Below are 3,929 nucleotides of genomic sequence, written 5' to 3' on the forward strand. Positions count from 1 at the left end.
GGTGGGGATCACTTCGATGGGCTCGTTCGGCCGCTCGCCGAGGCGCATTACCGCGCCCTTGCCGAATTGTCGCTCAATCTGAGCCAATACCAGATCCAGCGCTTTGCCTTGGTCGGCCATGTGCAACCCCACTCCTCATTCTGCGCTCCGCGCGACTGCCGCCCGGAGGATATGACAGCGGGTCCCGACGCAGAGGAGAAAGAGATCGCAAACGCACATGCTTGCAGCGAGGCACATCTCATCGATATGCGTGTCGCTCGCATACTATCAATGGAGCCTCATAGGTGACTGCTGCACAGCACCTCCCATCGAATCGTCGACGATACCTACGACTTGACCGCGTCCCTTCTTCGCCTTGGCGCACTCACCCCGATGTGACCGGGATTACATCCAGTGTCTGAAGAAGGGCGGCGACACCTCCGGCACGAAGGCCGAGATCGAGCTTCTACCGCACGCAGCGGCGCGGGTTGAGCGGACGATGGCCAACCTGCCCTACTTCGTCGGGCGCATCGTGCCGAGCTTCATGTCCTACGCCCCGGACATGAACCGGCTGGCGGCACTTTCGGACCGGCGCGTGCTCGCCTGCGGCCAGGACTCACGCGGCGAGCTGCCCTACCGTCCGGCTGCCTTTCTGGCCGAGCGTCTCAGCATCGAACTCCGCCACTTCCCCGGCGGGCACACCGGCCTGACCACGCACGCCGCCGAGTTCGGCGAGCTCCTCCGGAGGGCATTCCGAGCCTGACCCCGAAGCAGACTCGCCCGGGTCAACGCCCACCAGAGGCGGTCACTGAACATCACATCCGCAACTGGCCGTACGTGGGGAGATCCTCGTGGCCGCTGTCACTTCCCCCCCACCGCATTGCGGCCTGTTCCGGATCCGAGCGGGGTGTCGGCTGCGACCAGCTCGGCCAGGTTCTCCCGCCGGCAGACCTCCGCGACCTGCCCCGGATGAAGCAGCGAGCCCTCCGGGTTCACGCTGAGCTGCCACTGCTCAAGGATTCTCTTCGAGCAGTCGGACGAGCGCCTGCAGTTGAGGGGGCAGTTCGTCCTCGTCCAGCCCGTCCGGCATGGGAGGCTTCTTCAATGCCTTTCCGAACGTGGGCGTCGCGTTGGCGGCCCGCCAGGCGATGGCCGGCGCGCGGACGTCGCCGCCGGCCAGGTCGTCACGCAGGGGGAGGAGTTCGCCCAGCCACGGACGTGGGTCGTCGTACAGGTAGGAGAGCTCGCCGTCTGCCTCCTCACGGTGGAGCTCCAGCACCATGTCGTCGTCGACGATCGTGCTCCTGACGCCGTTCCTGCCTTCGTAAGGGGCTATCCGGTTCGAGAGCGTGGCCGGGAGCCGCAGCCACAGAGTGCGTGATCCCTCCTGGCTGAAGTGGAGACCGGCGTCGAAGTACTGGGAGACGATCTCGTCCGCAGCCCCGAAGGCCGGGTGTTGGGTGGGGTCGGACCACTGGTCGAGCACGAGGGAATCGGAGGTGACGTCAGCCCAGGGCAGCTTCGCGCGCAGTTCGAGCATCTGATGCTCGGTGAGGTGGCGTCCGAGGGTTCGAAACTCGTAGTACCAATGTATGTCCCCTCGCCTGAGCTGCCTCTCGCTCGGGACCGCGTCGAGCCGGGGCTGCGGGACTTTCCAACGAATCTCTTCGCGGTACCGCGACCAGGCCATGAAGGCTCGGAAGACAGCTTTCTCGTCGGTGCTGCTGCCCGGTCCGATGCCACACCCGAGGTCTCGCTTCGCCTGTTCACGGCCATCCACGTCATCGCCGTAGGCCCCTTCCAGGTACCAGCCCAGAAAAGCCGTGCGCCGCGCGGCCTGCTGCTCGTCGCCCGCCCGCCCGATCTGGGCGCGGACCGCCTTCACCAACTCGGCACCATCGGGATGCTCGCACCGCATCCGCGCAAGCTGCACGCGGAACAGCTGCACGAGCGCGCCGATGTCCCGATCAGCCTCGCATCGGGCCTGATAGCTGTCCGCAGGGCTGGCCAGCCGCACCAGCACCGCAGCCGTCAGATCGCTCAGCACCCGAGTGCAGGATGCCGAACACAGCCCAACCTCGTACAGCTCCAGCCCCTCACCCGCCCCGTTGCCGGAACCCGCACGCTCCAGAAACAACAGCACGCCCACCCGCTCATCCAGCCACAGCCGATGCCGGACCCCGCTATGCGCCGCATACGCCTGAGTAATCCTGTCCAACTCTCGCGCGCCGGGGCGGTCACCCCCTACACGCCTCACCAGAACCTCAGCGTCACCGGCCATCACCCTCGCGATGAGCCGCTGCTCCTTGCCCATGAGTCTCGCCCCCGTCCAGCGTATGAGAGCACTATCGTGCCAACTTGCCTGGGGCCCTACGGCACATCAGCAGAGTTCCTCAGTGGTCGGACAAGCCCTGCTGCGATTGAGCCACGGCTATGACCTGCCCGAGGGCAAGGCGGCGGCCGCGGACTGGGATCGTCCTCGGTCTTCCGGCCCAGGGTGCGCCAAAGACCGATGGTCACTGATGTGTTCCCCGGTGTCCGGATCCCCGACCTCGACAAACTCCGGGCCCGCGGTGTGCTCGGGGCCTCCACGGCCACGCCTCCGGCCGCCCGGCGGGCTCTCGGCACCGGCGGCCACGCCGACGGGGACACTCCGCTGGACAGTTCCGTCTGACCTGGCCTCCGCGGCCGGTGGAGCGGCGCTCTACCGGACCGTGCCGCCTGTTGCCACAGGGATCCGGAATCCGGTACCTGCGGTTCCGGCGGTTCCTATGCTGCTCGTATGACGCACGAATCCGTTGAATTGCCCGTCCGTGCGGAGTACGACTTGGACTGGCATGTGTTCCTGGATCAACCCGAGCAGGGGGCGCTCGGCTACTGCACCGGCGCGGATGAGGAGTTCGCCCCGGTTGCCGCTGCCCGGGTGCTGGCGGAAGGGGGCTGGCGGGTTGTCGGCCCGTGGACGGAGCAGCCGACCGGTGACGCCCCGTACGCCGCGACGGCGACCGCCACCACCACTACCGCGGCCCCTGCGACCGACGACGAGATCCGCGACCGGCACATCACCGACCTGCGCACCGCCCTGGAGCGCGCCGTCCAGGAGTTGGTCTTCTGTGCCGGTTGGGAGGCGGCCGCGGACCCGGGGCAGTCGGCCCGGCTGATGGGCGCGGCCGGGGAGATCGAGGCCGTGCTCGCGCGCACCGCCCTCGCGGATGACAGGAACTGACACCGGAGCACGACGCCGGTCGGCCTCGCCACCGTGGAGCACGAGCGCATGGAGCCCATGTTGTTAAACCGTGTACCCCAGAACCCGAGGGAATCGATGACCGACCCCGCAACCTCTGCGGCCTCGGCTGCCCGTTTAGCCGGTCAGGCTCTGCGTATGGCCCAGGCCGCAGCGAATCCGTACGTCATGGTCAAGCATGGTCGACGCGAGGACCGCGCCGCCGTCTATGACCGGTTCATCGCGCTGTGCTCGACGTTCTACTGCGGGCGGACCTCTGATCATGTAAATGATCTTTTCGCCGCGCTGCATGCCATCAATCTGCGTGCTCCCCGGCATATCCGTGAGGCAGCCGATGGCCTGTTCATCCGCATCGTGGGGCAGCCCTACGACCCCGAAACGCTCGCGGACTGGGGCGTGCCTGTGGAAGAACACCATCCGTCCGAGGCGCCCTACCTCGGACACGAGGTCCGCCTCGTAGAGGTGCCCCTGGTGCCGCCGGATGTGAACTCCACCAAGGTCATCGCCAGCACCTTCGAACTCCGCGAAGAGATCGATACCTTCGTGGACCTGGCCAGGATCGATGTCAACGGCCGCTGGAACTGGTGGCACTGGCCCCTGGCCCTCATCCCGCCGCTCAAGCGTTGGCAGCTCGCCCGCTGACTTCTTAGCGGTGTCGTCTAGGTCTGTTGTCGGAGTTCTTGCCCTTGATGTCCGTAAACCTCAA

Annotated in this window: 4 protein-coding genes and 2 pseudogenes; 4 read left to right on the forward strand and 2 right to left on the reverse strand. The window is 66.8% G+C overall.

Going from position 1 to position 3,929, the window contains the following annotated elements:
• Nucleotides 1-126 (reverse strand): annotated as a pseudogene (locus ABZ622_RS41755) (DNA recombination/repair protein RecA); the annotation flags it as partial.
• Nucleotides 127-403: 277 nt separating this feature from the next.
• Between ABZ622_RS41755 and ABZ622_RS41760 the strand changes: the two are divergent.
• Nucleotides 404-742 (forward strand): annotated as a pseudogene (locus ABZ622_RS41760) (alpha/beta hydrolase); the annotation flags it as partial.
• A 249-nt stretch (nt 743-991) separates the two neighbouring features.
• Here the strand turns inward: ABZ622_RS41760 and ABZ622_RS41765 are convergent.
• On the reverse strand, nt 992-2,293 hold the full coding sequence (locus ABZ622_RS41765; RefSeq protein WP_360552526.1) for a hypothetical protein: 1,302 nt from the start codon (nt 2,291-2,293) through the stop codon (nt 992-994).
• A 198-nt stretch (nt 2,294-2,491) separates the two neighbouring features.
• On the opposite strand from ABZ622_RS41765, the gene ABZ622_RS41770 reads away from it, so the two are divergent.
• The 3 genes from ABZ622_RS41770 (at nt 2,492) to ABZ622_RS41780 (ending at nt 3,865) form a co-directional block, all read left to right on the forward strand.
• Nucleotides 2,492-2,653, forward strand: coding sequence for a hypothetical protein (locus ABZ622_RS41770; RefSeq protein ID WP_360552528.1), 162 nt, complete (start codon nt 2,492-2,494; stop codon nt 2,651-2,653).
• A gap of 108 nt (nt 2,654-2,761) precedes the next feature.
• Nucleotides 2,762-3,205 carry a hypothetical protein gene (locus ABZ622_RS41775; RefSeq protein ID WP_360552530.1) on the forward strand — a complete coding sequence of 148 codons (444 nt, stop codon included), beginning with the start codon at nt 2,762-2,764 and terminating at the stop codon, nt 3,203-3,205.
• Between the two features lie 156 nt (nt 3,206-3,361).
• Entirely contained in the window at nt 3,362-3,865 is a 504-nt protein-coding gene (locus tag ABZ622_RS41780) for a hypothetical protein (protein WP_360552532.1), read from the forward strand.
• The last annotated feature ends 64 nt before the right edge of the window (nt 3,866-3,929 follow it).

Source organism: Streptomyces sp. NPDC007164, from assembly GCF_040634135.1.
In the GTDB taxonomy this organism is placed as follows: domain Bacteria; phylum Actinomycetota; class Actinomycetes; order Streptomycetales; family Streptomycetaceae; genus Streptomyces; species Streptomyces sanglieri.